This window comes from Streptomyces sp. DH-12 (assembly GCF_002899455.1).
GTDB lineage: Bacteria > Actinomycetota > Actinomycetes > Streptomycetales > Streptomycetaceae > Streptomyces.
This window is the reverse complement of record NZ_PPFB01000001.1, coordinates 4,688,241-4,714,603: the sequence shown is the minus strand read 5'-3', so window position 1 is coordinate 4,714,603 and position 26,363 is coordinate 4,688,241. Positions and strand designations below refer to the sequence as shown.

General features: G+C 72.8%; 20 protein-coding genes, 1 other RNA gene and 1 pseudogene. 3 read left to right on the top strand and 19 right to left on the bottom strand.

The window, feature by feature from the left end; genetic code table 11:
• The first annotated feature begins 133 nt into the window (after positions 1–133).
• Entirely contained in the window at positions 134–1,480 is a 1,347-nt protein-coding gene (gene murA / locus C1708_RS20110; protein WP_106413986.1) for a UDP-N-acetylglucosamine 1-carboxyvinyltransferase, read from the top strand.
• A 201-nt stretch (positions 1,481–1,681) separates the two neighbouring features.
• Here murA and C1708_RS20105 read toward each other — a convergent pair whose 3' ends face one another.
• The 14 genes and pseudogenes from C1708_RS20105 to C1708_RS20040 all read right to left on the bottom strand — a co-directional run bounded on the left by C1708_RS20105 (position 1,682) and on the right by C1708_RS20040 (position 19,583).
• Complete coding sequence (locus tag C1708_RS20105; protein ID WP_003990598.1) at positions 1,682–1,963, bottom strand: HU family DNA-binding protein; 282 nt, start codon at positions 1,961–1,963, stop codon at positions 1,682–1,684.
• A gap of 395 nt (positions 1,964–2,358) precedes the next feature.
• Positions 2,359–3,768 (bottom strand): NAD-dependent malic enzyme, encoded by a 1,410-nt coding sequence (locus C1708_RS20100; RefSeq protein ID WP_106413985.1) that lies wholly within the window; start codon positions 3,766–3,768, stop codon positions 2,359–2,361.
• A gap of 406 nt (positions 3,769–4,174) precedes the next feature.
• A complete protein-coding gene (locus C1708_RS20095; RefSeq protein ID WP_106413984.1) occupies positions 4,175–6,526 on the bottom strand; it encodes a HelD family protein in 2,352 nt (783 codons plus the stop codon).
• A gap of 60 nt (positions 6,527–6,586) precedes the next feature.
• Positions 6,587–7,369 carry an anti-sigma factor family protein gene (locus C1708_RS20090; protein ID WP_198602544.1) on the bottom strand — a complete coding sequence of 261 codons (783 nt, stop codon included), beginning with the start codon at positions 7,367–7,369 and terminating at the stop codon, positions 6,587–6,589.
• A gap of 59 nt (positions 7,370–7,428) precedes the next feature.
• A complete protein-coding gene (locus C1708_RS20085) occupies positions 7,429–8,013 on the bottom strand; it encodes a sigma-70 family RNA polymerase sigma factor (protein WP_106413982.1) in 585 nt (194 codons plus the stop codon).
• A 301-nt stretch (positions 8,014–8,314) separates the two neighbouring features.
• Positions 8,315–8,902 carry a CGNR zinc finger domain-containing protein gene (locus C1708_RS20080; protein ID WP_106413981.1) on the bottom strand — a complete coding sequence of 196 codons (588 nt, stop codon included), beginning with the start codon at positions 8,900–8,902 and terminating at the stop codon, positions 8,315–8,317.
• A gap of 313 nt (positions 8,903–9,215) precedes the next feature.
• On the bottom strand, positions 9,216–10,373 hold the full coding sequence (locus tag C1708_RS20075; RefSeq protein ID WP_106413980.1) for a uroporphyrinogen-III synthase: 1,158 nt from the start codon (positions 10,371–10,373) through the stop codon (positions 9,216–9,218).
• A 129-nt stretch (positions 10,374–10,502) separates the two neighbouring features.
• Positions 10,503–11,861: a nitrate/nitrite transporter gene (locus tag C1708_RS20070; protein ID WP_106413979.1), complete on the bottom strand. Its 1,359-nt coding sequence runs from the start codon at positions 11,859–11,861 to the stop codon at positions 10,503–10,505.
• 174 nt (positions 11,862–12,035) lie between these two features.
• Positions 12,036–12,929 (bottom strand): hypothetical protein, encoded by an 894-nt coding sequence (locus C1708_RS20065; protein ID WP_106413978.1) that lies wholly within the window; start codon positions 12,927–12,929, stop codon positions 12,036–12,038.
• Between the two features lie 26 nt (positions 12,930–12,955).
• Entirely contained in the window at positions 12,956–13,081 is a 126-nt protein-coding gene (locus tag C1708_RS35680; protein WP_274543357.1) for a hypothetical protein, read from the bottom strand.
• Between the two features lie 397 nt (positions 13,082–13,478).
• On the bottom strand, positions 13,479–14,798 hold the full coding sequence (locus C1708_RS20055) for an acyltransferase family protein (protein ID WP_106413977.1): 1,320 nt from the start codon (positions 14,796–14,798) through the stop codon (positions 13,479–13,481).
• A pseudogene (locus C1708_RS20050) lies at positions 14,795–16,993 on the bottom strand (bifunctional polysaccharide deacetylase/glycosyltransferase family 2 protein). The gene C1708_RS20055 and the pseudogene C1708_RS20050 overlap by 4 nt, the downstream one beginning before the upstream one ends.
• Positions 16,993–18,300 (bottom strand): hypothetical protein, encoded by a 1,308-nt coding sequence (locus tag C1708_RS20045; RefSeq protein ID WP_133169079.1) that lies wholly within the window; start codon positions 18,298–18,300, stop codon positions 16,993–16,995. Before C1708_RS20045 ends, C1708_RS20050 begins: the two are co-directional and overlap by 1 nt.
• A gap of 299 nt (positions 18,301–18,599) precedes the next feature.
• Positions 18,600–19,583: a LysR family transcriptional regulator gene (locus C1708_RS20040; RefSeq protein ID WP_106413975.1), complete on the bottom strand. Its 984-nt coding sequence runs from the start codon at positions 19,581–19,583 to the stop codon at positions 18,600–18,602.
• A gap of 83 nt (positions 19,584–19,666) precedes the next feature.
• On the opposite strand from C1708_RS20040, the gene C1708_RS20035 reads away from it, so the two are divergent.
• Both C1708_RS20035 and C1708_RS20030 read left to right on the top strand, forming a co-directional pair.
• Positions 19,667–20,977 carry an MFS transporter gene (locus C1708_RS20035; RefSeq protein WP_106413974.1) on the top strand — a complete coding sequence of 437 codons (1,311 nt, stop codon included), beginning with the start codon at positions 19,667–19,669 and terminating at the stop codon, positions 20,975–20,977.
• A 98-nt stretch (positions 20,978–21,075) separates the two neighbouring features.
• The gene (locus C1708_RS20030; RefSeq protein ID WP_106413973.1) at positions 21,076–22,083 is read left to right on the top strand and encodes a LacI family DNA-binding transcriptional regulator; all 1,008 of its coding nucleotides are present in this window, start codon (positions 21,076–21,078) and stop codon (positions 22,081–22,083) included.
• 94 nt (positions 22,084–22,177) lie between these two features.
• On the opposite strand, the gene ssrA is transcribed toward C1708_RS20030, so the two are convergent.
• The 5 genes from ssrA to ftsE all read right to left on the bottom strand — a co-directional run bounded on the left by ssrA (position 22,178) and on the right by ftsE (position 26,104).
• Positions 22,178–22,581, bottom strand: a transfer-messenger RNA (tmRNA) gene (gene ssrA, locus C1708_RS20025).
• Positions 22,582–22,699: 118 nt separating this feature from the next.
• Positions 22,700–23,179 carry an SsrA-binding protein SmpB gene (gene smpB / locus C1708_RS20020; RefSeq protein WP_106416388.1) on the bottom strand — a complete coding sequence of 160 codons (480 nt, stop codon included), beginning with the start codon at positions 23,177–23,179 and terminating at the stop codon, positions 22,700–22,702.
• 60 nt (positions 23,180–23,239) lie between these two features.
• Positions 23,240–24,400: a S41 family peptidase gene (locus C1708_RS20015; protein ID WP_198602543.1), complete on the bottom strand. Its 1,161-nt coding sequence runs from the start codon at positions 24,398–24,400 to the stop codon at positions 23,240–23,242.
• 67 nt (positions 24,401–24,467) lie between these two features.
• A complete protein-coding gene (gene ftsX, locus C1708_RS20010; protein ID WP_106413972.1) occupies positions 24,468–25,385 on the bottom strand; it encodes a permease-like cell division protein FtsX in 918 nt (305 codons plus the stop codon).
• A gap of 29 nt (positions 25,386–25,414) precedes the next feature.
• On the bottom strand, positions 25,415–26,104 hold the full coding sequence (gene ftsE / locus C1708_RS20005; protein WP_004987389.1) for a cell division ATP-binding protein FtsE: 690 nt from the start codon (positions 26,102–26,104) through the stop codon (positions 25,415–25,417).
• Between the last annotated feature and the right edge of the window lie 259 nt (positions 26,105–26,363).

The window sequence follows — 26,363 nt, the reverse complement described above, 5'->3', positions numbered from 1 at the left end:
TCCGCCGTCGAACGGTTCGTGTTGTGACAGACCCATGACGTCCCCGGGGCCTCCTCAGACATGCAGAAGGGGGGCGGAGGGCGACTACCCTTTCCCTTCTGGCCCCTGCCCCACTCCACGGAACGCGAGATCCATGACCGTCAACGACGTCGACGACGTACTGCTTGTCCACGGCGGAACCCCGCTGGAGGGCGAGATCCGGGTCCGCGGTGCGAAGAACCTCGTACCGAAGGCCATGGTCGCCGCGCTGCTGGGCAGCGCACCGAGCCGGCTGCGCAACGTTCCGGACATCCGTGACGTCCGGGTCGTCCGGGGTCTGCTGCAGCTGCACGGCGTGACGGTCCGTCCGGGCGAGGAACCCGGCGAGCTGGTGCTCGACCCCACGTACGTGGAGAGCGCCAACGTCGCTGACATCGATGCCCACGCCGGTTCCTCGCGGATCCCGATCCTGTTCTGCGGGCCGCTGCTGCACCGGCTCGGGCACGCGTTCATCCCGGGCCTCGGCGGCTGCGACATCGGCGGACGCCCCATCGACTTCCACTTCGACGTGCTGCGGCAGTTCGGCGCGACGATCGAGAAGCGGGCGGACGGCCAGTACCTGGAGGCCCCGCAGCGGCTGCGCGGCACCAAGATCCGGCTGCCGTACCCGTCCGTCGGCGCCACCGAGCAGGTGCTGCTCACGGCGGTCCTCGCGGAGGGTGTCACCGAGCTGTCCAACGCGGCGGTGGAGCCGGAGATCGAGGACCTGATCTGCGTCCTGCAGAAGATGGGCGCCATCATCGCGATGGACACCGACCGGACGATCCGCATCACCGGTGTGGACCGGCTCGGCGGCTACACCCACCGCGCCCTGCCGGACCGCCTGGAGGCCGCCTCCTGGGCGTCCGCGGCGCTCGCCACCGAGGGCGACATCTACGTCCACGGCGCCCAGCAGCGCTCGATGATGACGTTCCTCAACACCTACCGGAAGGTCGGCGGCGCCTTCGAGATCGACGACGAGGGCATCCGTTTCTGGCACCCCGGCGGGCAGTTGAAGTCCATCGCGCTGGAGACGGACGTGCACCCCGGCTTCCAGACCGACTGGCAGCAGCCGCTGGTGGTGGCGCTGACGCAGGCCACGGGCCTGTCCATCATCCACGAGACGGTCTACGAGTCCCGTCTGGGCTTCACGTCCGCGCTGAACCAGATGGGCGCCCACATCCAGCTCTACCGCGAGTGCCTGGGCGGCTCCGACTGCCGCTTCGGCCAGCGCAACTTCCTGCACTCGGCGGTCGTCTCGGGCCCGACGAAGCTCCAGGGCGCGGACCTCGTCATCCCCGACCTGCGCGGCGGCTTCTCGTACCTGATCGCGGCCCTCGCCGCCCAGGGCACGTCCCGCGTGCACGGCATCGGCCTGATCAACCGCGGCTACGAGAACTTCATGGAGAAGCTCTCCGCGCTCGGCGCCAAGGTGGAACTGCCGGGCAAGGCCCTCGGCTGACCACGGCCACGAACGCCGATGGGGCGGTCACCCGGAAAGGGTGACCGCCCCATCGGCGTTCACTGCGGCGCCCCGCGAAGGGGCGCGGGCCGCACCTGCCGCGCGGCTGCCACCGCGCGGGCGCGACGAGCCACGACGGACCCGCGCCCGCTCAGGACCGCTCAGCCGGACGGCGTCGCAGCGGGCGGGCGCGCGGGCGCCTTACTTGCCCTTGGCCGCTTCCTTGAGCTTCGAGCCCGCCGAGACCTTCACGCTGTACCCGGCGGGGATCTGGATCGGCTCACCGGTCTGCGGGTTGCGCGCGGTGCGCGCAGCGCGGTGGGTGCGCTCGAAGGTCAGGAAGCCGGGGATGGTGACCTTCTCGTCGCCCTTGGAGACGATGTCGCCGACGACGTCGGCGAACGCGGCCAGCACGGCGTCGGCGTCCTTGCGGGTCACCTCGGCGCGGTCGGCCAGCGCGGCCACCAGCTCACTGCGGTTCATGTTGTTACTCCCGTGTTCTTCTTGCCGTTGAGGCGTGCCACGCGGCGGAGCCGCATGTCGGGCACGGCGAAAGCCGATGCTGCCAGGTTCCTCGGTGAGTCCCCGGACCCGGGTCCTTCGTCGGACCCTCGCGCCCAGGGACGCATCCTGCCTCTACCTGCGGCGGTAATGCCAATCCGGCACCCGCAGGAGTCGTGAGAACACCCGAGGGAGTCACACGAAGAGCGTCACGGCCTCCGCACGGTGACGCTCCGTCCGCTTCCGGCAGCGGACAGCAGGGGGCCGGAGCCCGGGTCCGGCCGCCACCCTAGGGGGCGGCCGGGAGTACGGGTTCCGCGACGCGCCGGTTCAAACCGCCCGTGGCGATCCTCACAACGCCCGGACCGTCGCGGGTGTCACGCGCCGGCGGCCTTCGCGGCGTCCCGGACGGCGTCGGCCACCGCGCCCGCGACCTTCTCGTTGAAGACGCTGGGGATGATGTAGTTCGGGTTCAGCTCGTCCTCGGTGACCACGTCGGCCAGGGCCTGGGCCGCGGCCAGCATCATCTCGGTGTTGACGGTGCGGGACTGGGCGTCCAGCAGGCCGCGGAAGACGCCCGGGAACACCAGCACGTTGTTGATCTGGTTGGGGAAGTCGGAGCGGCCGGTGGCCACGACGGCCGCCGTCTGGCGGGCGATCGCCGGGTCCACCTCGGGGTCGGGGTTCGCGAGCGCGAACACGATCGCGCCCTCGGCCATCGCGGAGACGTCCTCGGCGCCGAGCACGTTGGGGGCGGAGACGCCGATGAAGACGTCCGCGCCGCGCACGGCCTCCTTCAGCGTGCCGGTGAGGTTCTCCGGGTTGGTGTGGTCGGCGATCCAGCACAGGGCGGAGCCGGGGGCGGCGCCGACCAGGTCCTCGCGGCCGGCGTGCACCACGCCGTGGATGTCGGCCACCACGGCGTTCTTCACGCCGGCGGCGAGCAGCAGCTTGAGGATGGCGGTGCCGGCCGCGCCGGCGCCGGACATGACGACCCGGATGCTCTCGATGGACTTGCCGGTGACCCGCAGGGCGTTGGTCAGGGCGGCGAGCACCACGATCGCGGTGCCGTGCTGGTCGTCGTGGAAGACGGGGATGTCGAGGGCCTCGCGCAGCCGGGCCTCGATCTCGAAGCAGCGGGGCGCGGAGATGTCCTCGAGGTTGATGCCGGCGAAGCCGGGGGCGATCGCCTTGACGATCTCCACGATCGCGTCGGTGTCCTGGGTGTCCAGGCACAGCGGCCAGGCGTCGATGCCGGCGAACCGCTTGAACAGGGCGGCCTTGCCCTCCATCACCGGCAGCGCGGCCTTCGGGCCGATGTTGCCCAGGCCCAGCACGGCGGAGCCGTCCGTCACGACCGCAACGGAGTTGCGCTTGATGGTGAGGCGGCGGGCGTCCTCGGGGTTCTCGGCGATCGCCATGCAGACCCGGGCCACACCGGGCGTGTAGACCATGGACAGGTCGTCACGGGTGCGGATGGGGTGCTTCGACGCCATCTCGATCTTGCCGCCGAGGTGCATCAGGAACGTACGGTCGGAGACCTTGCCGAGGGTGACGCCCTCGATGGCGCGGAGCTGCTCGACGATCTCGTCGGCGTGGGCGGTGGACGCGGCCGCGATCGTGACGTCGATCCGGAGCCTCTCGTGGCCCGACGCCGTCACGTCGAGGCCGGTCACCAAGCCTCCGTGGGACTCGACGGCCCCGGTGAGCTGGGACACCGCGGTTCCTCCCGCGGGCACCTCCAGCCGGATGGTCATCGAGTAGGAGACGCTGGGCGCCGTTGCCATGGCCGACTTCCTCTGCTTTTCAACCGTGTCGCGAATCGTGCCGTCCGATCGTCGCACCTACCGCTGGGTACGTGGTAGCCGCCTCGGATTGCGAACGTTTTGTTCACCGCGCCATGTCATCAGACGGAAAACGTATTCCACGACACGAGAGGCATGGAAGAGTCAAAAGAGGCCCACGTCACATCTCGTGACGTGGGCCTCTCACACGTTCATGACACCGACCCGCCATGCTCGCCTCGCGGCAAGTGGTCGCTCGAAGCGACTAAGGTTGGGCCCGGGGGCTTGGATCGGGCCGGTGCCACGTCCAGGCTAACAAACGGATCGCGCGAGGCCATTCCCGCGACCGGGGATATTTCCCGCATCCCCGGCCCCACCGGTCCCACGGGGTCGCCGCGGGACCGTCCGCTCAGTCCCGCAGCAGGTCGGGGACCCCGTCGGCGTCCGGCTGGTCGCGCTCCACGGACACCACGGTGAGCTGCTGCGTGGCGCGCGTCAGGGCGACGTACAGCACCCGCAGGCCGGCCGGGGACTCGTCGGCGATCTCCGCGGGGGAGACGACGACCGTCGCGTCGTACTCCAGGCCCTTGGCCTCCAGGCTGCCGAGCGCCACCACCCGGTCGCCGAGCCCGTCGAGCCAGCTCCGCGCCTCCTCGCGCCGCCGCATGGCGACGACCACGCCGACCGTGCCGTCCACCCGCTCCAGCAGCCGGGCGGCCTCGGCCCGCACGGTGTCGCCCAGCGTCTCCCCGGCCACGGCGAAGCGCGGCTCGACGCCCGTGGAGCGCACCGCGCGCGGCGCCTCGGCGCCCGGCATGGCGAGGGCGAGGACCTTCGCCGCCAGCTCGGCGATCTCGGCCGGGTTGCGGTAGTTCACGGTCAGCTCGAAGCGGCGGCCACGGGAAGGGGCGCCCGAGGGGCCTCCCCCGGCGGGGCGGTGGCGGGAGGCGGGCGGGCGGGCGCCGAGGGCCTCGTCACGGGCCTGGGCGGCCTCGTCCGGATCGGACCAGGAGGACTGGGCCGGGTCGCCGACGATCGTCCAGGTGGCGTGCCGGCCGCGGCGGCCGACCATGCGCCACTGCATCGGGGTGAGGTCCTGCGCCTCGTCGACGATGACGTGGGCGTACTCGACGCGCTCCTGGGCGAGCCGCTCGGCCCGCTCGCGCTGGGTCTCCTCGCGCACCGGCATCAGCTCCTCCAGGCCGGTGAGCTGGTCCAGCGGGTCGATCTCGCGTTTCTTGCGGGGCCGGGCGGGGGCGCCCAGGATCGCCTGGAGCTCGTCCAGCAGCGCGATGTCGTGCACGGAGCGCCCGTCCCGCTGGAAGGCGCGCGCCAGCCTGCGCACCTCCCCCGGGTTCAGGACGCGCCGGGCCCAGCGGCCGAGGCGCCGCTCGTCGGCCATGGCGTCGAGGACGGCGGCGGGGGTCAGTTCGGGCCACCAGGCGTCGAGGAAGGCGGTGAAGTCGTCCTCGGAGGTGATGTCCTCGTCGAAGGAGGCGCGCAGCTCGGCGGCGAGTTCGGGGTCGGTGTGCCGGGCCCCGGCGCCGGAGCGCTCCCACAGGGCGTCCAGCAGCAGCTTGCGGGCGCGGGGACGCAGCAGGTTGACCGGGGCGGTGCCGCCGAGGGCGGTACGGCGGATGCCCGCCAGTTCCTCCGCCTCCAGCTCCAGGCGCCGGCCGAAGGCGACGACCCGCAGCCGCTGCGGCGCGTCGTTCAGCTCCAGGGCGCCGCGCGCGGCCTTCCGCACCACCTTGAGCATGCGGTACGAGCCCTTGACGCGGGCCACGGCCGGGGAGTCGTACAGCGTGGCCTCGGCGCCGTCCACGAGGGAGCCGATGGCGCGGACGGCGACCTGGCCCTCCTCGCCGAGGGACGGCAGGACGCCCTCGGTGTAGGCGACCAGCAGCGGGGTCGGGGAGACGATGAGGATGCCGCCCGCGTACCGGCGCCGGTTCTGGTAGAGCAGGTAGGCGGCGCGGTGCAGGGCGACGGCGGTCTTGCCGGTGCCGGGACCGCCCTCGACGTAGGTGACGGAGGCGGCGGGGGCGCGGATCACCAGGTCCTGCTCGGCCTGGATGGACGCCACGATGTCCCGCATCGTGTGGGTACGGGCCTGGCCGAGCGCGGCCATCAGGGCGCCGTCGCCGATCACGGCCAGCTCGCGGCCGTCGAGGGAGGCCGTCAGCTCGGGGCGCATCAGGTCGTCCTCGACGCTGCGCACCCGGCGCCCCTGGGAGCGGATCACCCGGCGCCGCACGACCCGGCCGGGGTCGACCGGGGTGGAGCGGTAGAAGGGGGCCGCGGCGGGCGCCCGCCAGTCGATGACCAGCGGGGCGTAGTCCTCGTCGAGGACGCCTATGCGGCCGATGTGCAGGGTCTCGGCGATGTCGGCGGTGTTGTCGGGGCGGACGGCGCCCTCGGCGGGCTCGACGGCGGTGTACGCGCCGTCGGGGCCCTTCTCGCCGTCCTTGCCGGGCAGCAGGTCGATCCGTCCGAAGACGAAGTCCTCGTACTCGCCGTGCAGCCGGTTGAGGTGGACGCCGGCCCGGAAGACCTGGGCGTCCCGTTCGGCGAGGGCGCCGGGCGTGCCGACCTGGCCGCGCTGGGCGGCGTCGCGCATGAGGAACTCGGCCTCGGAGATCTTCTCCTCGAGGCGCCGGTACACCCGGTCCAGGTGTTCCTGTTCCACACGGATCTCCCGGTCCCGAACGGAGTCGTGAACCGGGTCGACCGCGGTTTCCTGTTGAGCCTGAGCGGCCACCGGGCCCCCTTCTGACGTGCTGGGCAGCCGTCAACCGTACGCGAAGGGAGCCTGTCGCGGCTACGCGTCGACCTCCACGAGCGTCTTGCCGTCGAAGGTCGCGATCTCGAAGTGGTCGATCTCGTTGCGCTCGAAGGCGGCGCCGCCCTGGACGTACAGCGGCTGCTTGCCCTTGTCGGTCGTGGCGTCGGGCAGTCCGTAGCCCTCGCCGGTGACCGCCCAGGAGTTCACCGTCTCGCGCTCGCCGTTCTTGCCGACGGCGATGAGCGAGCACTTCTGTTCGCCCTTGACGTTCTTCAGCTCGGTGACGATCTCGGTGCCCCAGAGCTTGTCCTCCAGGGCCACGGTGGCGGTCACCCCGGTGACGGGGTCGGTCGCCGTGATCTTCTCGGAGCTCTTGTCGAAGGCGTCCTTGGCGGGGTTGGCCGCGAGGGTGCGGCCGGCGCCGCCCCCGCCGCCGCTGCCGCCCCCGTCCCCGCCGCTCGCCGCGACGGCCACGAACGGGCCGCTGACGATCAGCGCGCCGGCCGCGGCCACCATGTAGAAGTTGCGGCGGCGCTTGCGCGCCCGGCGCTCGGCCACCTCGTCGATGAGCTTCTCCACCACCCGCGGCGACGGCTTCGCGGACAGCGACTCGCCGATCGCGGGCGATCCGGCGGCGTCGGGCAGGTCCGCGAGCGCGGCCAGCATCGGTTCCATCCCGGCGAGTTCGTCGAGCTGCTGGGCGCACCATTCGCAGGTCGCCAGATGGGCCTCGAACGCGCTGGCTTCGGCGTCGTCGAGGATGCCGAGGGCGTAGGCACCGACGGTCTCGTGCTCGTTCGGCACCGGTGATCCCTCCATGGCACCTGACATACCCGTCCCGCCCGTGCCGAATCCCTGGTTTCCCCCGTACACACTCATCACGCCGTCACCCCCCGCTCCTCCAGAGCCAGCTTCATCGACCGCAGGGCGTAGAACACCCGGGAGCGTACGGTGCCGCTCGGTATGCCGAGTGTCTGGGCCGCCTCATTGACGGTACGCCCCTTGAAGTACGTCTCGACGAGGACCTCCCGGTGCGCCGGGGTCAGGTCGTCGAGTGCGTCCGACAGCGTCATCAGCCACAGCGCCTTGTCGATCTCGTCCTCCGCGGGGATGACCTCCAGCGGCGACGGATCGACCTCCTGCGGCCGGGCCTGCCGGCTGCGGTGGCCGTCGATGACGATGCGCCGGGCGACCGTCACCAGCCAGGGGCGTACCGAACCGGTCGCCCGATTGAGCTGACCGGCGTTCTTCCAGGCACGGATGAGCGTTTCCTGGACGACGTCCTCGGCGCGCTGCCGGTCTCCGGCGACCAGCCTGAGGACGTAGGCCAACAGGGGTCCCGCGTGCTCGCGGTACAGCGCACGCATCAACTCCTCGTCAGGTTCCGAGGGCGGTGAGGACATGCGATGTCGGGCCCTCGTTCCGCGTTCATTGGCCACGGCCGCATCCTTGCGCACGCCCACCTCCGGTGTCCGGGCGATCCCCCAGTCGGTCGCTCGCCCACCGGTACGCACGGGGGCCGTGGGGCGTTCAAAGAGAGACGGCAGTTTTCTCGGGGACGTCACGGCGACCGGGACATGCACGCACATTCCCCCCGCTCCCTCTCCACATCTCCGGCACACGGTGAGCGGGGAAGCGCCGACGGGCGACCACGCGGGTCCAACGGGGGCGTGACGGTCGTCACTTGACCGGTGCCCGGCGCCCTCGGTGCGCGAACACCGCGAAGCGGACAGGACGTTCCGGCGCGGACCGGCGGCGCCGGCCTCAGGCGCGCGTGAGGGCCGCGGTGCGGCGGCGGTGCCGGGCCACGCGCTCGCGGTTGCCGCACACCTCGCTGGAGCACCAGCGGCGCCGCCGGCCCCGGGAGGCGTCGACGTACACGATGGGGCAGTTGTCGCCCTCGCACTGGCGCAGGCTCGCCCGGGCGGCCGGGTCGGTGAGCAGGTCCACCGCGTCCCGCGCCACCGCGCCGAGCAGCGCGTCACGGCCGGGCGGGCCGGCGAGCCGGCGCACCAGCGTCCCGTCCGCGCCGGGGACCGCGCGGGGCGCCGGCGGTGCGGAGCGGGCGAGTTCGTTGACCCGGGCGAGCGCGGGGCCGTAGGAGCGGGAGCCGGACTTCCGCACCAACGGGACCAGGCACGCGCGCAGTTCGCGGAAGGCGGTCAGCCAGGACGGGCCGGCGTGGGCGAGCGGGGTGCCCTCGGGGACGAGTCCGGTGCCGGCGATCCAGGCGCGCAGCGCGTCGACGGAGGCCAGCCGCTCCCCTGGATGAGTGGTCGCGAGCAGGTCCAGGCAGACCCGCCCGGTGTCGAACCTCAGCTCGTAGGACGCCGTGACCGTACCCAGTGCCATGTCCTGCCACCGCCTAGGTGGGCCCCCGCGCGCGTGGGGGGCCGTGCGCGAACCGGGAAACCGTTCCGCCTCCACAGTGCCCGCCCGCCCCCGCCCCCGGAACCCCTCCCGCCGCGTGCTTTCCGTCCAGCCCGCCCGCAGGGAGGGGGAACGGGGCGGGGGTCCGCGCGTTCCCGGACGCGGCGGCTTCGACGACTGGCCGGCCGGGCGCCGCCCCGCCGTGAGGGGGTGGGGTGAAAAGGGCGGGGAAGGTGGCGGGAAAGGCGTCGGGGACCGCGTCGGTCACCGACGGCGAACCGGTCGACGAACGCGCTCAGCCCGCCCCGTCGTACTTGGCGTCGGCCGCCGGGTCGAGGGCCAGGCGGTAGCCGCGTTTGACGACCGTCTGGATCAGCTTGGGGGCGCCCAGGGCCGTGCGCAGGCGGGCCATCGCGGTCTCCACCGCGTGTTCGTCGCGGCCCTCGCCCGGCAGGGCGCGCAGCAGCTCCGCGCGGGAGACGACCCAGCCGGGCCGGCGGGACAGCGTCCGCAGCAGGGACATCCCGGCGGGCGGTACGGGCCGCAGCGCGCCGTCGACCAGCACCGCGTGTCCCCGGATCTCCACCCGGTGCCCGGCGACGGGCAACGCGCGGGCACGCGAGGGGAGTTCGCGGCAGAGGAGCTGGACCAGCGGGCCGAGCCGGAAGCGTTCGGGCTGCACGGTGCCGACGCCCTTCGCCTGGAGCGGCAGGGCGGTGACCGGGCCGACGCAGGCGGGCAGCACGTCGTGGCCGAGCGCGGCCAGCAGGTCGTCGAGCAGGCCCCGCTCCTCGGCACGGGACAGCAGCGAGGCGGCGGCGGGCGCGCTGGTGAAGGTGACCGCGTCCAGGGTGCGGGCGACGACCGCGTCGACCAGGCGGTCCACCGGCCCGAGGTCCTCCGGCGGAAGCCACCGGTAGACCGGCACGCCCACCACCTCCGCTCCCCCGGCGCGCAGCGCCTCCACGAACCCGGGCAGCGGCTCGCCGTGCAGCTGGACGGCGACGCGCAGCCCGTCGACGCCCTCCTCGAGCAGCCGGTCCAGCACCTCGGCCATCGACTCCGAGGCCGGCGACCACTCCTCGGTCAGTCCGGCCGCCCGGATCGCGCCCTTCACCTTGGGTCCGCGTGCCAGGATCCGCACCTCGCGCAGCCGCTCCAGCAGGTCCTCGCCGAGCCCCCAGCCGTCGGCGGCCTCCACCCAGCCGCGGAACCCGATGGCGGTGGTGGCGACCGCGAGGTCCGGGGCCCGCCCGATGATCTCCTTGGTGGCGGCCAGCAGTTCGCTGTCGTCGGAGAGCGGCACGATCCGCAGGGCCGGGGCGTGCAGCACCGCCGCACCGCGCCGCTCCAGCAGCGCGCCCAGCTCGTCGGCACGGCGCGCCGCGGTCACGCCCACGGTGAAGCCCGCGAGGGGGCCGTGCTCCGGTGACTGCTCTCGTTCGTCGTCCATCACTCTCGTCCCGGCTCGAGTCGGCGTACTGCATGAAGGTGCGGCTCCACCTTCATGCCGATCGAGCCTGTCAACGTTCCATGACGGGCTCGGTTCGGCTTCATGTCACCAGTGTTACGTCACCCGCCGTCACACCTCGGCGTAGCTGAGCTGCGTCTTCTCCTCCGTGGCGGAGGTGGCGCCGGCCGGGCGGGCGGCGGGCCGGCGAAGGTATACCGCCCAGGTGACCGCGAAACAGACCGCGTAGCAGGCGAGGAACGCCATGAACGCGCCGGTGCCGGAGCCGTAGGAGAGGAAGGACTCGCGGAAGGCGAGGTTGATGCCGACGCCGCCGAGCGCGCCCACCGCGCCGATCAGGCCCATGGACGCCCCGGACAGCCGCCGTCCGTACGCGGCCGCCGCCTCGCCCTGGAGGCCCAGGGCCTGCGCCTTGGCCTGGAAGATGCCGGGGATCATCTTGTACGTCGAGCCGTTGCCGAGACCGGTCAGCACGAACAGCCCCACGAAGGCGACGGTGAACAGCGCGAGCGACTGTTCCGTCGAGGCGGCGATCAGCACCGCGGTGGCCGCGCCCATGGCGACGAAGTTCCACAGCGTGATGCGCGCGCCGCCGTAGCGGTCGGCGAGCCGGCCGCCCACCGGACGGATCAGCGAGCCCAGCAGCGGCCCGATGAAGGTGACGTACGCGGCCTCCAGCGGGGTGCGGTCGAACTGGTTCTGCAGCACCTGCCCGAAGGCGAAGCTGTAGCCGATGAACGAGCCGAAGGTGCCGATGTAGAGGAAGGACATGATCCAGGTGTGCGGGTCGCGCGCCGCGTCCTTGGCGGCTCCGGTGTCGTTCCTCACCGAGGCCAGGTTGTCCATGTAGAGGGCCGCGAGCAGGGCGGCGAGGACGATCAGCGGGATGTAGAGGCCGAGCAGCACCCGCGGTCCGCCGCTCGCGCCGATGATCGCGAGGGCGACGAGCTGGATGACGGGGACGCCGATGTTGCCCCCGCCCGCGTTCAGGCCGAGCGCCCAGCCCTTCTTCCGCAGCGGGAAGAAGGCGTTGATGTTGGTCATGGAGGACGCGAAGTTGCCGCCGCCGATGCCGGCCAGCAGGCCGACCAGCAGGAACGTGGAGAAGGAGGTGCCCGGCTCCATCACCGCGAACGCGGCGACGGTCGGCACGAGCAGCAGCCCCGCGGAGACGATCGTCCAGTTCCGCCCGCCGAACACCGCGGCGGCGAAGGTGTACGGGACCCGGACGACGGCGCCGACCAGCGTGACCATCGAGGTCAGCAGGAACTTGTCGGCGGGGGTCAGCCCGTACTCGGGGCCCATGAAGAGCACCAGCACGGACCACATGGTCCAGACGGAGAAGCCGATGTGCTCGGACAGGACGGAGAAGAGGAGATTGCGGCGGGCGATCCGCTCTCCGGTGCGGTTCCAGAAGGTCTCGTCCTCCGGGTCCCACTGCTGGATCCAACGGCCGCTGCGGGCTGTCATGGGGCCTCCACTGTTCTCCGGGGCGCGGCGGTGCCGCGAGGGCTGGTTCCGAAGGTAGGGAGGGGGCGTTTCCGGCCTGTGGCACGCGGTGACCGGCAGGGAACGTTGCTCTCACCCCGGGCGGGGGCGGGGTGAGAGGAGTCCGTCACCGGTCACCGGGGACGCGGTGAGGGGTCAGTGCTGCGGGGGCTGCCCGTAGGGACCGGATTGCTGCTGCGGGGCACCGTAGGGGCCGGGCTGCCCGTAGGGGCCGGGCGCCTGCTGGGGCGGGACGCCGTACGGACCGGGCTGACCGTAGACGGGCGGCTGCTGGGCGTACGGGCCGGGCTGCTGCTGCGGGAACGGCCGGCCGTACGCCGGGGGCTGCTGGGCGTAGCCCGGGGCGGGCTGCTGCTGCGGGGCCGGGGCGCCGGCCTGCGCCCCGTACGGGCCGTAGGGGCCGCTCCCGAAGGGGTTGCCGTGCCCCGGCGTCTGACCGCCCGGCGGCAGGTAGCGCACCCGGCCCGTCTCGTCCGTCACCGGTGCGAAGCCGGCCGCCTGGAGCCGCGCCGCGAACTTGGCGTTGCGCTTGCGGGTGACGACGAAGCCGATGCCCAGGACCGCCATGAGAGCCAGCCAGATCACCGCCGCGACGACGAAGTCGTCCGAGGTGCCGCCGAGCCGGTAGGCGATGATCACGCTGCCGATGGAGACGCCGAGGGCGCCGTAGCCGATCCGCTTCTCGGCGCTCTTTCCGGTGAGGTCGAAGTTGATGCGCGCCTTGAGCAGTTCGACGGCGTCCGGCACGAGCGGCGGCAGGGAGACGCCGTCGTGTGCGTTCGGGTACTGCGCCCGGTTCTGCGCGGCGCGGGCCTGCGCCTGCGGGCTGGGGTCGGGCACGATCAGCATCGTGAGCTTGCCGTTGTTCCCCCCGCCGCCCTGCCGGACGTCGGCGTACTCGTAGCCGAACTGCTGGGCGACGAAGGCGAGCCGGGCGAGTTTCTTCACGGACGCCATGGGGCTGGTGAGCTGCACCGGCTCCCCGCTCGCCATCAACTGCAGCATCTTCTGCGTCTGCCGCTTGCTCATACGCCCCGCGCCCCCTGGCCCACCGTTCACTTCGGCAACAGGGGCAGTGTGGCACGGCCGCCCACCTCGAACCAGAGCAGCTTCCCCGCTCCCCGCCCCAGCGCACCGTCACCGAGGGCCCGCCCTCCCCAGGAGTCGGCGTACTCCTGCACGAGAAGCAGTCCGCGCCCGGACCCGGTGTCGAGCGGAGCGAGCGGGGCGGAATCGTCACCGGCCCCGCCGGACGGGGAGGGGACGTACGGGTCGCTGTCCCACCCCCCGGCCCGCAGCCGGCCGTCGCCCAGCCCCGTGAGCCTGGGGGGAGGCGGGCCCTTCGGTGTGCGGGCAGGCGTCGGTGACCAGCTCCGGGGCCGGCGACTCGACGACGTCGAGGGCGTCCTGCCTGCCGTGGCCGCGCGGTGCGGCCCGCACCGTCATGCGTGCGACGCGTACGGCGCGAGGCTACGGATGGCCGCCGGGTGAGCCGCCGGCGTCGCGGGTGAACGGGTGAGGGCCGTCGGACGTGTCGTCCGACGGCCCTCCGCTCCTCGACGCCTCCGCCCGTGACGATCAGCCCCGGCGTGCCCCGGCCCGCGGGCGGGACCTCTTGCTCCCGTTCGGCCAGAGCCTCGGGCGGCGCTTCGCCGCGAGGTCCTCGACCCAGCCGGTCGCGAGCACCACCAGGCCGATGAGCGGCCAGATGAACGTGAACGTCCAGAGCTCGTAGGTGCTGTTGAGGGCCTCCACCCCGCGCTCGTTCTGCATGAACGGGAGCTTGTACAGCAGGTCGACGAGCGGGAAGGTGAGCGCGATCAGCAGGTTGTGCCAGAGGTAGATGGTGACCGCCCGGTTGTTGGACAGGGTCACCATCCGGTCCCAGCCGGCGAGCCGTCCCGGCAGTTCCCGCCACGACGGCGAGTACTGGAGCAGGATCACCACGAACCCGAACGACCAGGTGGCCTGGGCCAGCGGGATGTCGTTGAGGTTCCACCCCGAGTCACCGAGGTGGCCCGAGGCCCACCACAGGCCGAACGCCATCACCAGGGAGGCGCAGGACACGGTGATGTAGCACGGGACCCGCTTGAGCATGCCGTCCTGGTGGGCGAAGCCCAGCACCCAGCAGGAGCCGTAGACCGCGAAGTCGGTGACCGCGTTGCCGGTCTCGCCGGGGATGGTGACCAGCCCGGTGCCGACGACGGCCGTCAGGCCGAGCGGGGCGAGCAGCGTCGGCCAGGGCGCCCGGCGGAACGCCCACAGCAGCAGCGGGGAGGCGAGCACGAACCACAGGTAGGCGCGCAGGTACCACAGCGGCCCCACCGCGTCGGTCGCCCAGGTGGCGCCCAGCGGCCCGAGGTCCGCGGCCTCGAACGGGTAGGGCGGGGCGCCGATCGGGACCAGGTAGTTGAACAGTTTGACCAGACCCCAGAGCCCGCCGCCCTGGCCGGGGTCCTTGCCCGGGTTCCAGCCGCTGACGAACAGCAGCGTCAGCACGATGGCGCCGAAGATCCACAAGGGGGGCAGCAGGCGGCGGAGCCGTCCGCGGATCACGCTCCACGCGGGCCGCTTCAGCGACCTGGCCATCAGCGAGCCGGCGAGCGCGAACATCACGCCCATCGACGGGAACAGCACCGTCAGCCAGGCCCACCCGAAGAGGTGGAAGACGACGACGCGGACCAGGGCGATGGAGCGCAGCAGGTCCAGGTACCGGTCCCGGCCCGGCTTCTCGCGGACCGGCGCCTCCGCGGCTTCCGGAGCCGGCTCCGTGGTGTGCTGCCGGGGGAACGGGTACGGCGGCTGCGGGGCCGTGCCCGTGTGTCCGCCGTAGGGGGTCGGGTACGGGCCGGCCGGTCCCGGAACCGGGCCGGCGCCGGACGGGTGTCCGTGGGTCATGCCACCGGCCTCCGGTCGTCGTGGTACGCCTGGCCGCTCGGCACGGTCCCGTTCACGGGCGCTCCGACCACACCGGTGCGGCGCAGCTTCTGCCAGCGCAGCCGGCCGCCGGTGAGCGCGGTGATCCAGGACTGGAGCAGCACGACGTACATGAGCTGGCGGTAGAGGATCTGCTGCAGCGGCAGCGAGATCAGGTGGGTCATGCGTTCCTTGTCCAGGCGGAACGCGTACGCGGCGCAGACCGCCTGGATGGCCAGCACGCCCAGCCACGCGAGGATGGTCTGCTGGGTCGGTCCGAAGACCAGGCCGTACAGCAGGAAGACGTCGATCAGCGGGGCCAGCAGCGGGGCCACGATCATGAACAGCGAGACGAAGGGCAGGCCCACACGGCCGAAGCGGCCGGAGGGGCCCTTCTCGACGAGGGCGCGGCGGTGCTTCCAGATGGCCTGCATCGTGCCGTACGACCAGCGGTAGCGCTACGACCAGAGCTGCTGCACGGTCTCCGGGGCCTCGGTCCAGGCGCGGGCGTTCTCCGCGTAGACCACGCGCCAGCCCGCGCGGTGCAGCGCCATGGTGACGTCGGTGTCCTCGGCGAGCGTGTCGTCGCTCATGCCGCCGATGGGCTCCAGCGCCGACTTCCGGAAGGCGCCGACGGCGCCCGGGATGGTCGGCATGCAGCGCAGGATGTCGTACATCCGGCGGTCCAGGTTGAAGCCCATCACGTACTCGATGTGCTGCCAGGCGCCGATGAGGCTGTCCTTGTTGCCGACCTTCGCGTTGCCGGCGACGGCGCCGACCTTCGGGTCGCCGAAGGGCTGGACGAGTTCACGGACGGTGGACGGCTCGAAGACCGTGTCGCCGTCCATCATCACGACGATGTCGTACCGGGCGTTGGCCAGGCCCCGGTTGAGGGCGGCGGGCTTGCCCGCGTTGAGCTGGCGGATGACCCGGACGTTGGGCAGGCCCATCGCCTCGACGATGCGGGCGGTGCCGTCGGTGGACCCGTCGTCGATGACCAGCACCTCGATCGGGTGATCGCTGGCCATCAGGGAGGTGACGGTGTTCTCGATGCACTTGGCCTCGTTGTACGCCGGGACGAGCACCGTGACGGGCTCGGTGACCGGCGGGCCCCAGCGGAAGTTCTTGCCGCGCACCCGGCGGGCGTGGGCGCCGGACAGCAGCAGCATCAGCACGAAGCGGGCGATGACCAGGGTGCCGATGATCGCCAGGCCGACCACCAGCACGTCGGTGATCTTCTCGGAGGCCTGCACCAGGAAGATCCAGGCCTTGCCCTTCCAGAGCTCGGGTCCGGTGACCGTGCTGTGCGCGCTGGGCGCGTCCAGGGCCTCGGTCAGGTTGTCGAACTCGTAGCCCTTCTCCTTCAGGTCGGGCAGGAACCTGTCGAGCGCGGCCACGGTCTGGCTGCGGTCGCCGCCGGAGTCGTGCATGAGGACGATGGCGCCCTCGCCGTTCTCCGGGGTGGCGCGGCGGATGATCTCGTCGACGCCGGGCCGCTTCCAGTCCTCGCTGTCGGTGTTGTTGACGACGGTGAGGTAGCCGCGGCTGCCGATGTACTCGGTGACCGGCCACGACTCGTTGTCCATGGCGGCGGAGTAGGAGGAGTACGGCGGACGGAACAGCGAGGTGCGGATGCCGGCCGCGCCGGTGATGGCGAGCTGGTTCTGCGACAGCTCCCAGTCGATGCGCTCCCTGGACTGCAGCGACAGGTCGGGGTGGTTGAAGGTGTGCAGGCCGATCTCGTGGCCCTCGTCGACCATGCGCTGGACGAGGTCCGGGTAGCGGGAGGCCATGGTGCCGGTGACGAAGAAGACGGCGTGCGCGTCGTGCTTCTTCAGCACGTCGAGCACCCTCGGCGTCCAGGTGGGGTCCGGGCCGTCGTCGAAGGTGAGCACCAGGCGGCCGTCCGGCACGCTGAGGGTGGTGGCCTCGCCCGTGCGGACGTCTATCACCGGGCCGCCCTCGAGTATCTCCTTCGGCACCTCGGTGGTGGGCGCCGGGTTCTGCACCCGGTGGTCGGCGAGGATCTCGCTGTGCACGTAGCCGCGCAGCATCAGCATGGCGGCGAGGGCGACCAGGACCAGCAGCGGGAGCAGCAGGCGCAGCGGTACGCGACGGCGCAGTGCGCCGCGCCGGTCCGGGCGGGGCGCCCGGCGGCGGTGGGACGGGGATGCCATCAGAGGACGTTCTCCGGGGACGGTGCGGCGATGGGGGCGGAGCCCGCGCCCGCGGCGGGTTCGACGGCGACCGGGCGGCCGGCGGACGGAGCGGAAAGGCTGTCGGTGCCGCCGGCCTCGCCGCCGTCGCCGACGGGGTCGGACGTCTCGGGCTGCGGGACGTCGTCCTCGGTCGTCGGCGTGGAGGGCTGGGTGCTGGCGCCTCCGCCGGCCGGGGGCGTCTCGGCGGCGGGGCCGCCGTCCGCGTCGGCGCCGCCGGTGCCCGGCTGGGAGCTGGCGCGGCCGGTCGGCGTGGTCGCCGGGGCATCGCCGTCGGGCTGCTCCACGGTGCCGCCGGTGCCGCCCGCCGCGGGCGCGGAGGCGCCGGGTCCGGGCAGGTCGGCGGCGTCCGGGACGGTCGGCACGGCGCCCGGGTCGAGGCCGGCGCCGGAGCTGGGGGCGGGGTCGGTCGCGGAGGGCCGGGGCGTGGTCTCCACCTGCTCGGCCGGCTTGCCCTCCTGGCCCGGGACGGGCATCCAGGGGGCGGCGGAGTTGCCGGACAGCAGGGTGGCGACCATGACGACGGCGTAGCCCACGCAGGCGAGGCCGACGGCCAGGCCGATGCGGCGGTAGAGCCGGTTGCGGCGGCCCGACTCGTCGACGAACACGGGGGCCGCCTCGGGCGCCGCGCCCGCTCCGGGTGTACGGCTCAGCACACCGCCGGCGCCTATCTGCACGGCGTCGAGCTGGACCGTCACCTCGTGCGGGTCGTGGGTGGCCTCACCGGTGCCGCCGGATTCCTCCTGCCAGGGGTCGCGTACGGCGGTGCCGGTGTCCCCGGGGACCGCGGCGCCCGTGACCGGGAGCCGGGCCGTGGCGCCGGCGTCCACCGTCCCGGCCGCCGGGGCCGCCGGGGCTGCCGGGCGGGGGACGCGCAGGGCGGTGGTGCGCTCGGAGTCGTAGGCCTCGTCGGCGACCCGGCGCCCCGCGGGCGGCTTCCCGAAGGCGTCGAAGCGGTCCCGGCCGCCGGACGCGACAGGGCCGCCGGACGGGCGGGCGCCGCCGGCCGGGCCGGGCCGGGCGGGCGGCTCCGCGCGTCCGCCCACCTCGGGCAGCACCTGTGTACGGTCCTCGCTGCCGGGCCGGGCGGGCGGGACCGTGCGGCCGGACGCGTCGGGCAGGACCTGGGTCCTGTCGTCGGTCCCGGACGGGGGCAGCACCCGCGTCCGGTCGTCGTCGCCGTTCCCGGACGGGAACACGCCAAGACGCGCCCAGCGTTCGTCCAGGGAACCGGAACCGGCGCGGAGGCTCTCCGCGCCGTCTCTCACGCCGGGTCCGACGGGCCGGTCCGCCAGGGGCATCACCCGTGTCTCACGGGCGGCCTCGTCCCCTTCCGCGGACCTCCGGGAAGTGCCGGCCGACTGCGGCCGCCCCGGTTGGGCGTCTTCTCGCCACTTCTCCACGCGCTCGCACTTCCCCCCAACGGAGTCTTCGGCGCGCGTACGACCCGAGCACCCGTCGGCGGACCGGGCCCCCACCCGCTCCGAGCGCCCCGTTTATCACACCGTGCTCGGGCATCGAATGTAGCGCACGCGGAGGTTGCGTGTTCGCGGGGCGACCTTTTGTATCAGCAGCGAGACATTGGGTGCGCTCCCATGACGGCGGCGTCGGCCTCCGGGAGCCAGGAGTCCACGGGGCGCCGCAGCCAGCCCCGCCCGGCGGCGAGCTCGGCCGCCGAACCGCGCAGTTCGGCCAGAGCGGGATGCATCATGCCCTTCCGCCACACAAGCGACACGGGCGAGAGGGGCACCGGCGCCACCAGGGGCCGCGACACCGTTCCGGGGAGTGGCGGAAAACCGACCACGGCGAGGACCGGGTGCCCGGTCCTCGCCATCACTCGCTGGAACTCCTCCTCCCCCACCGCCAGCGGCGCGGGCGGCGCGAGCGTGATCCCCCGGCCCTCGAACAGCCGCCGCGCCAGGTCCGTCCACTCCTCCGTGCGGTCGTTGCCCGCCCCGGCGTACACGGTCACGCCCGCCAGCGCGGCCAGCGGCACCTCGGGCAGCGCGGCCAGCGCGTGGCCCTCGGGCAGCACCACCGCCATCGGCTCGTACCGCACCGGCTGCTGGTCCAGCCCGGCCCGCACCGCCGGCGCGAGCCCCGCGAACCGGCCGAACGACACGTCCAGCCGCCCCGCGAGCAGCTCCCCCGCCGCCCAGGTCAGCCCGCTCTCGTAGCGGGCCATCAGCTCGTGCCCGGGGGCCCGCTCACGCGCCCGGCGCAGCACCTCGCGATGGGTCTTGAGGCCCGGGGAGTTGAGGTCCACGAGCAGCGGGCGGCTCCGTCCGGCGGCGGCGAGCAGGTCGTCCTGCGCCTGGAGCGCCGCGCGGGCGTACGGCAGCAGGCGCTCGCCGTCGGCGGTGAGCGTGACCCGGCGGGTGCTGCGCACGAACAGCTCGCAGCCCAGCTCCCGCTCCAGGCGCCGCACGTCCCGGCTGAGCGCCTGCTGGGCGACGTAGAGACGCGCGGCGGCGCGGGTGAAGTGCAGTTCCTCGGCGACGGTGACGAAGGCGCGCAGCAGACGGGGGTCGACGTGGGCGGGGGCGGACATCCCGCGAACCTACAACACAGGTGCGTCAATGGGGCCGGAGAAGGTGTTGGACCGGCCACCTGACCAGGGGTGACGGTAAGGCCATGCCTCAGCCGACCCCGCCGGACACCCGCCTGTACACCGTCACCGCCGACACCCTCGTGGCCGTCGACTTCGCCCCGCGCGCCCGGCGCGCCCCGCGCGAGCCGGGTCCGTACCGCCGTCTGTTCGCCCTGCCCGGCACCCGCGCCTTCACGGCGGGCAACCTGCTCGCCCGGCTGCCGATGGGCATGTTCGGGGTGAGCGCGATCCTGATGATCTCCGGGACCCGCGGGTCGTACGCCCTGGCCGGCGCCGTCACCGCGACCGGGCTCGCGGCCACGGCGGTGGCCGCCCCGTGGACCGCGCGCCTGGTGGACCGGTACGGGCAGGCCCGGGTGGCCCTGCCGGCCACGCTGGTGGCCGTGCTGGGCTCGCTCGCCCTGGTGCTCTGCGTGCGCCACGACGCCCCCGGCTGGACCCTGTTCGCCGCCTACGCCGCGACGGCCACCACCCCCAACACCGGGGGCATGTCCCGGGCCCGCTGGGCGCACCTGCTGAAGGACAGACCCGACGACCTGCACACCGCGAACTCCTTCGAGCAGGCCGCCGACGAGCTGTGCTTCATGCTCGGCCCGGTGCTCGCGGCCCTGCTGTGCGGGGCCCTCTTCCCGGAGGCGGGCACGCTGGCCGGCGCGGTGCTGCTGCTGACGGGCGTCGCGCTGTTCGCCGCACAGCGCTCCACGGAGCCCCCGGCCGTCCGCCGCGCCTCCGGAGGGGCGCCCCTGCGCGCGCCCGGCGTACGGCCGCTGCTGCTGGTCTGTCTGGCGACGGGCGGGGTGTTCGGCTCCCTGGAGGTCGTGACGATCGCGTTCGCGGACGAGCAGGGGCACCGCACGGCGGCCGGCGCGGTGCTGGCGCTCCAGGCGGCCGGTTCCTGCGCGGCGGGCCTGCTGTACGGGGCGGTGCGTCCGGCCGGGTCCGCGCGCTCCCGGCTGGGCTGGTGCCTGGCGGCGATGGCCGCGCTGATGACCCTGCCGCTGCTCGCCGCCCTCACCGGCTCGCTGCCGGTCCTGGCGGGCGCGCTGCTGGTGGCGGGGATGGCCACCGCCCCGACGATGGTCACCACGATGACCCTGGTGCAGCGGTCCACCCCCGAGGGGCGGCTGAACGAGGGCATGACGCTGGCGGTGACCGGGCTGCTGGGCGGGATCGCCTGCGGCAGCGCGGCCGGCGGCTGGATCGTGGAGCACGTTTCGGCCACCGCCGGGTACGGGGTGCCGGTGGCGGCGGCGCTCACCGCCCTCGCGGTCGCCGGGGCGCTCCTGATGTCCGGGCCGTCAGGCCGCTTCAGGGATCACCGTTCACCCCATTGACGGCCACAGGTCCCGCACCTACCTTCACCCGTCGAAGCGCTTCGACAAGGGCGTCGGCCGCTTCCTCCCCCCACGGACCGTGCCCACGAGGACTCCCGATGGTGAAGATCACGGATGTGGCCCGGCGCGCCGGCGTCTCTCCCAGTACGGTCTCGTACGCGCTGAGCGGCAAGCGGCCGATCTCCGACGCGACCCGGCGCCGGGTGCAGGCCGCGGTGCGCGAGCTGGGCTACCGCGCGGACGGCGGCGGGCGGTCCCGGCCGGGCGGCAGGGCGAAGGTGCTCGCCCTGGCCGTGCCCATGCGGCCCGGCATCCCCGTGCCGGCGGTCACCCGGTTCGCGCTGTCGGTGGTCACCGCCGCCCGCGCCCGGGACCACGACGTGCTGCTGCTCACCCAGGGCGAGGGCGACGAGGACATCCGGCGGGCGGCCCGGGCGGGGCTGGCGGACGGCGTGATCGTGACGGACGTGCAGTGGCAGGACCCCCGGCTGCCGCTGCTGCGTTCGTGCCCCTTGCCGTCCGTGCTGATCGGCGTGCCCGCCGAGGCGGACGGCCTGACCTGCGTGGACCTGGACTTCCGGACGGCCGGGGAGCTGTGCGTGGACCATCTGGCGGGGCTCGGGCACCGCGCGGTGGCGCTGGCCGGCTCGCCGCCGGAGGTGTACCTCCGGCGGACCGCGTCCGCCCGCCGGCTCGTGGAGGGCTTCACCGCGGCCGCCGACCGGCACGGGCTGGCCTCGACGGTGCTGCCGTGCGGCACCGGCCGGGACGCGGCCCGTGCGGCCGTGGAGCGGCTGCTGCGCGACCTGCCCGCGCTGACCGGGGTGGTGGTGCACAACGAGCCGCTCGTCGACCCGCTGATCGCGGCGTTCGAGGAGCTGGGGATGCGGGTCCCCGGCGACGTGTCCCTCACCGCCGTCTGCCCGGCCCCGGTCGCCGCGGCGGCCCGCGTCCCGGTCACCTCGGTGGCCGTCCCGGCCGCCGAGCTGGGGGCCCGCGCGGTGCGTCTGCTGGTGCGCAAGCTCTCGGGAGCCGCCGTGCCGGGCACCACCCTGCTGCCGCCCCGCCTGACGGAGCGGGCGAGCACGGCGCCGCGCGGGCGCTGAGGCCCAGCCGGGCTGCCAGGCCTTCCCCTGCCGGTACGTGACCGCATGACAAAGGCCCCGCCGCTCGCGCGACGGGGCCTCTGCCCACATGGGGTCGTGGAGATGGCGGGAATCGAACCCGCGTCCAACGGTGCGGAACCAGGGCTTCTCCGTGTGCAGTCGGCTGTGCTTTTCTCGGCCCCGGAGATCACGCCGACAAGTCTCCGACGGGCCCAGTCACTGTGAGATTTCCCTTTTCACCCCGTGACCGGGATCAAGGTTTAGTTCCCTAGCTGATGCCAGGATCCGGGTCGGGAACATCCCCGGGCTGACACTCCCTTAAGTAGGGGAGCCGCTGCTCGCTACCTGAAGATCAGGCAGCGAGGGCGAGCTCGCCCTGGGAGATGGATCGCTTGGAATTGGCGATTATTTTTTTCGGCCTGTGGTTTACGAGATCATGGCCGCTTCCTCGACACGCTTCCCCTGCTTCGACAGCCGCTGTCGAAACCGATCATCCCCATGTTGTGTTGTCAAACCCTCCCGGGGGAGGTGACCCGCACCCACTGTGAGGTGCGAAGCCATCGTACGTGACCAACGCGGGTCGATGCCAGCCCATTCCCGCGGGGTCCCGGCGGCCTCAGGCCCGCTGCTTCCTGCGCACCGCGGAGATCGCCCGCTCGGCCTCCCGCCGGTCCTGCTTCTCGCGCAGCGTCTGCCGCTTGTCGTACTCCTTCTTGCCCTTGGCCAGCGCGATCTCGATCTTCGCCCGGCCGTCCTTGAAGTACAGGGCGAGCGGCACGATGGTGTGGCCGGTCTCCTGGGACTTGGCCTCCAGCTTGTCGATCTCCTCGCGGTGCAGCAGCAGCTTCCGCTTGCGCCGGGCGCTGTGGTTGGTCCAGGTGCCCTGGCTGTACTCCGGGACGTGCACGTTGTGCAGCCACGCCTCGTGGTCGGTGAGCTGGACGAAGCCGTCCACCAGCGACGCCCGGCCCTGGCGCAGGGACTTCACCTCGGTGCCGGTGAGCACCAGGCCCGCCTCGTAGGTGTCGATGATGAGGTAGTCGTGGCGCGCCTTCTTGTTCTGCGCGATCAGCTTGCGCCCTTTTTCCTTAGCCATGATGCCGCCCATTTTCGCACTACGGAGGGGCTCCCGGGGAAGCCGATTACCGTGACCGGCCTACCGGCCGAGTCCGCCGACGACCGTCTCGGCGCGCTCCAGGGCCTGCTCGCCGGCCTCCAGGTCGGGGGTGAGGCCGTGGCCGTCGACGTCGCGGCCGGAGGGGGTGCGGTAGTGGCCGACGGTCAGTTCGGCGACGGAGCCGTCGGGCAGCTCGGTCGGCATCTGCACCGAGCCCTTGCCGAAGGTGCGGGAGCCCACGACGACCGCCCGTCCGCGGTCCTGGAGGGCGCCGGTGAGGAGTTCGGCCGCGCTCATCGTCCCCGCGTCGACCAGCACCACCAGGGGTCTGTGCGTGTCGCCGCCGGGCTCGGCGTGCAGGGCGCGCTGTTCGCCCTCGACGTCGTAGGTGGCGACCAGGCCGCCGTCGAGAAAGGCGGAGGCCGCGGTGACCGCCTCGGCGACCAGGCCGCCGGGGTTGCTCCGCAGGTCGAGCACGACACCGGACTCCTCCGGCGCCTCGCGCACGGCGGTGCGGACCTGCTCGCCGGAGCCCCTGGTGAAGGCGGTGACCTGGATGACCGTGACCCCGGAGGGCAGGGAACGGACGGTGACCGCCTCCCGGGAGAGCCGGGCGCGGCGGACGGTCTCGCTCCACGAGCGCGAGCCGCGCTCCAGTCCGAGCCGTACGGTGCTGCCGGCGCTCTTGCCCGCCGTGTCGCCGCGCAGTAAGGAGACGACCTCGGTGACGGGCCGGCCGTCGACCTTCTCGCCGTCGACGCTGCGCAGCCGGTCGCCCGCGCGGATGCCCGCCTCGGCGGCGGGGGTGCCGCTGCCGACCTTGGCCACCTCGATCCGCCCGTCCCGCTCGCGGGCCCACAGGCCGACACCGGTGTAGGCGCCGTCGAGGCCGGCCTCGAACTTCTCGTACTCGTCCGGGGAGTAGACGGCGGCCCAGCGGTCGCCGCTGCGGCTGACCGCGCGCTCCGCGGCCTCCAGCGGGGAGGCGCCGTGGGCGGCGGCCTCCTCGGCCGCCCGGAAGACCTCGGTGTGGTGGCCGACGGGCGCGGCCTGCGCGGCGCCGTCCGCGGAGGCGCCGCGGCCGGCGCCGGGGAGGCTGCCCGTGGCCGCGCCGGCGACGAGCACGCTCGCGAAGACCAGGGTCAGGGCGGCGCCGCGGCGGACGCTGCGGGGCCGACAGAACGGGTCACGACCTGACATGCCGGTGAGTCTAGGACAACGCACAGGGGCGCACGGTCCGTTGACCGCGCGCCCCTATTGGCATGCGTCACACCTTCAGGTACTTGCGCAACGCGAAGAACGCGGCCAACGCCGGCATCAGCAGACTGGTCGCGAGGATGAGCGGAAGCTTCGTCAGAACGGCGTCCCAGCCGATGAAGTTGATCAGGCTCAGCTTCTCCGACAGGGCGAGTCCGTGGTCGATGATGAAGTACCGCGCCAGGATGAGGAAGGCGCAGGCGAGGCCGCCGCCGATGAGTCCGGCGACCGCGGCCTCCATGATGAACGGCGCCTGGATGTAGAAGCCGGAGGCGCCCACCAGACGCATGATCCCGGTCTCGCGGCGGCGGCTGAACGCGGACACCCGGACGGTGTTCACGATCAGCATCAGGGCGACGACCAGCATCAGCGCCATCATCGCGAGGGCGGCGATGTTCATGCCCTCCAGCAGTCCGAAGAGGTTGTCCAGGGTGCCCTTCTGGTCCTGCACGGACTGCACGCCGTCCCGCCCGTCGAAGGCGGTCGCGATGACCTGGTACTTCTCCGGGTCCTTCAGCTTGACCCGGTACGACTCCTGCATCTGGTCCGGCGTGAGGGAGCTGGCCAGCGGCGAGTCGCCGAACTGCTCCTTGTAGTGCTTGTACGCCTCGTCCTGCGACTCGTACGTCACCGTGTCGACGACCGACATCTTCTCCAGGTCGGCCTTGATCTGGCCCTTCTGGTCGTCGGTCACCGCGCCCTTGGCGCAGTTGGGGTCGGACTCGGCGTCGCTCTTGTTGCAGAGGAAGATGGAGACGTTGACCTTGTCGTACCAGTAGCCCTTCATCGCGCTCACCTGGTCGCTCATCAGGAGCGACCCGCCGAACAGGGCGAGCGACAGGGCGACGGACACGACGACCGCGAAGGTCATCGTCAGGTTGCGGCGGAGACCGACGCCGATCTCCGACAGGACGAACTGGGCGCGCATGGCGTCTGATCAAGCCTTTCCGTGGAGCGTCAGTGCTGGTAGCCGTAGACGCCGCGTGCCTGGTCGCGCACGAGGCGGCCCTTCTCCAGCTCGATGACGCGCTTGCGCATCTGGTCCACGATGTTCTGGTCGTGCGTCGCCATCACCACGGTGGTGCCCGTCCGGTTGATGCGGTCGAGCAGCTTCATGATGCCGACGGAGGTCTGCGGGTCGAGGTTGCCGGTGGGCTCGTCGCAGATGAGCAGCTTGGGCCGGTTGACGAAGGCCCGCGCGATGGCGACGCGCTGCTGCTCACCGCCGGACAGCTCGCCCGGCATGCGGTCCTCCTTGCCGCCGAGCCCGACCAGGTCGAGCACCTGCGGCACGGACTTGCGGATCTCGCCGCGCGACTTGCCGATGACCTCCTGCGCGAAGGCCACGTTCTCCGCGACCGTCTTGTTCGGCAGCAGGCGGAAGTCCTGGAACACGGTTCCCAGCTGCCGCCGGATCTGCGGCACCTTCCAGTTGGAGACGCGGGCGAGATCCTTGCCCAGGACGTGCACCTGACCGTGGCTGGCCCGCTCCTCGCGGAGGATCAGCCGCAGGAAGGTGGACTTTCCGGAGCCGGAGGACCCCACGAGGAACACGAACTCGCCCTTCTCGACCTCCAGGGAGACGTCCCGGAGGGCGGGGCGGTTCTGCTTGGGGTAGACCTTGGACACGTTGTCGAATCGGATCACGGATGCACCACGGGTAGCCGGGGGTAGATGAGCGTGACCTTACGCGACCCGGAGAGCCGAGCGCAGTCACCGGAGGGGGTTGTGGAGAAGATGCGCCCTTTGTTCCGGCCGGCGCCGCCCGCCCGGGGGACGGCCGCGCTCCCGCGGGAGGCCCCGGCTGAGGAGGACCCGGCGCGGTCCCGGCGGGAACCTGGCACAGTGGAGGGGGAACGTTCACCCGGTGGTGGGCGTTGAACCCCCAGGAATCGGCGCGAGGAGG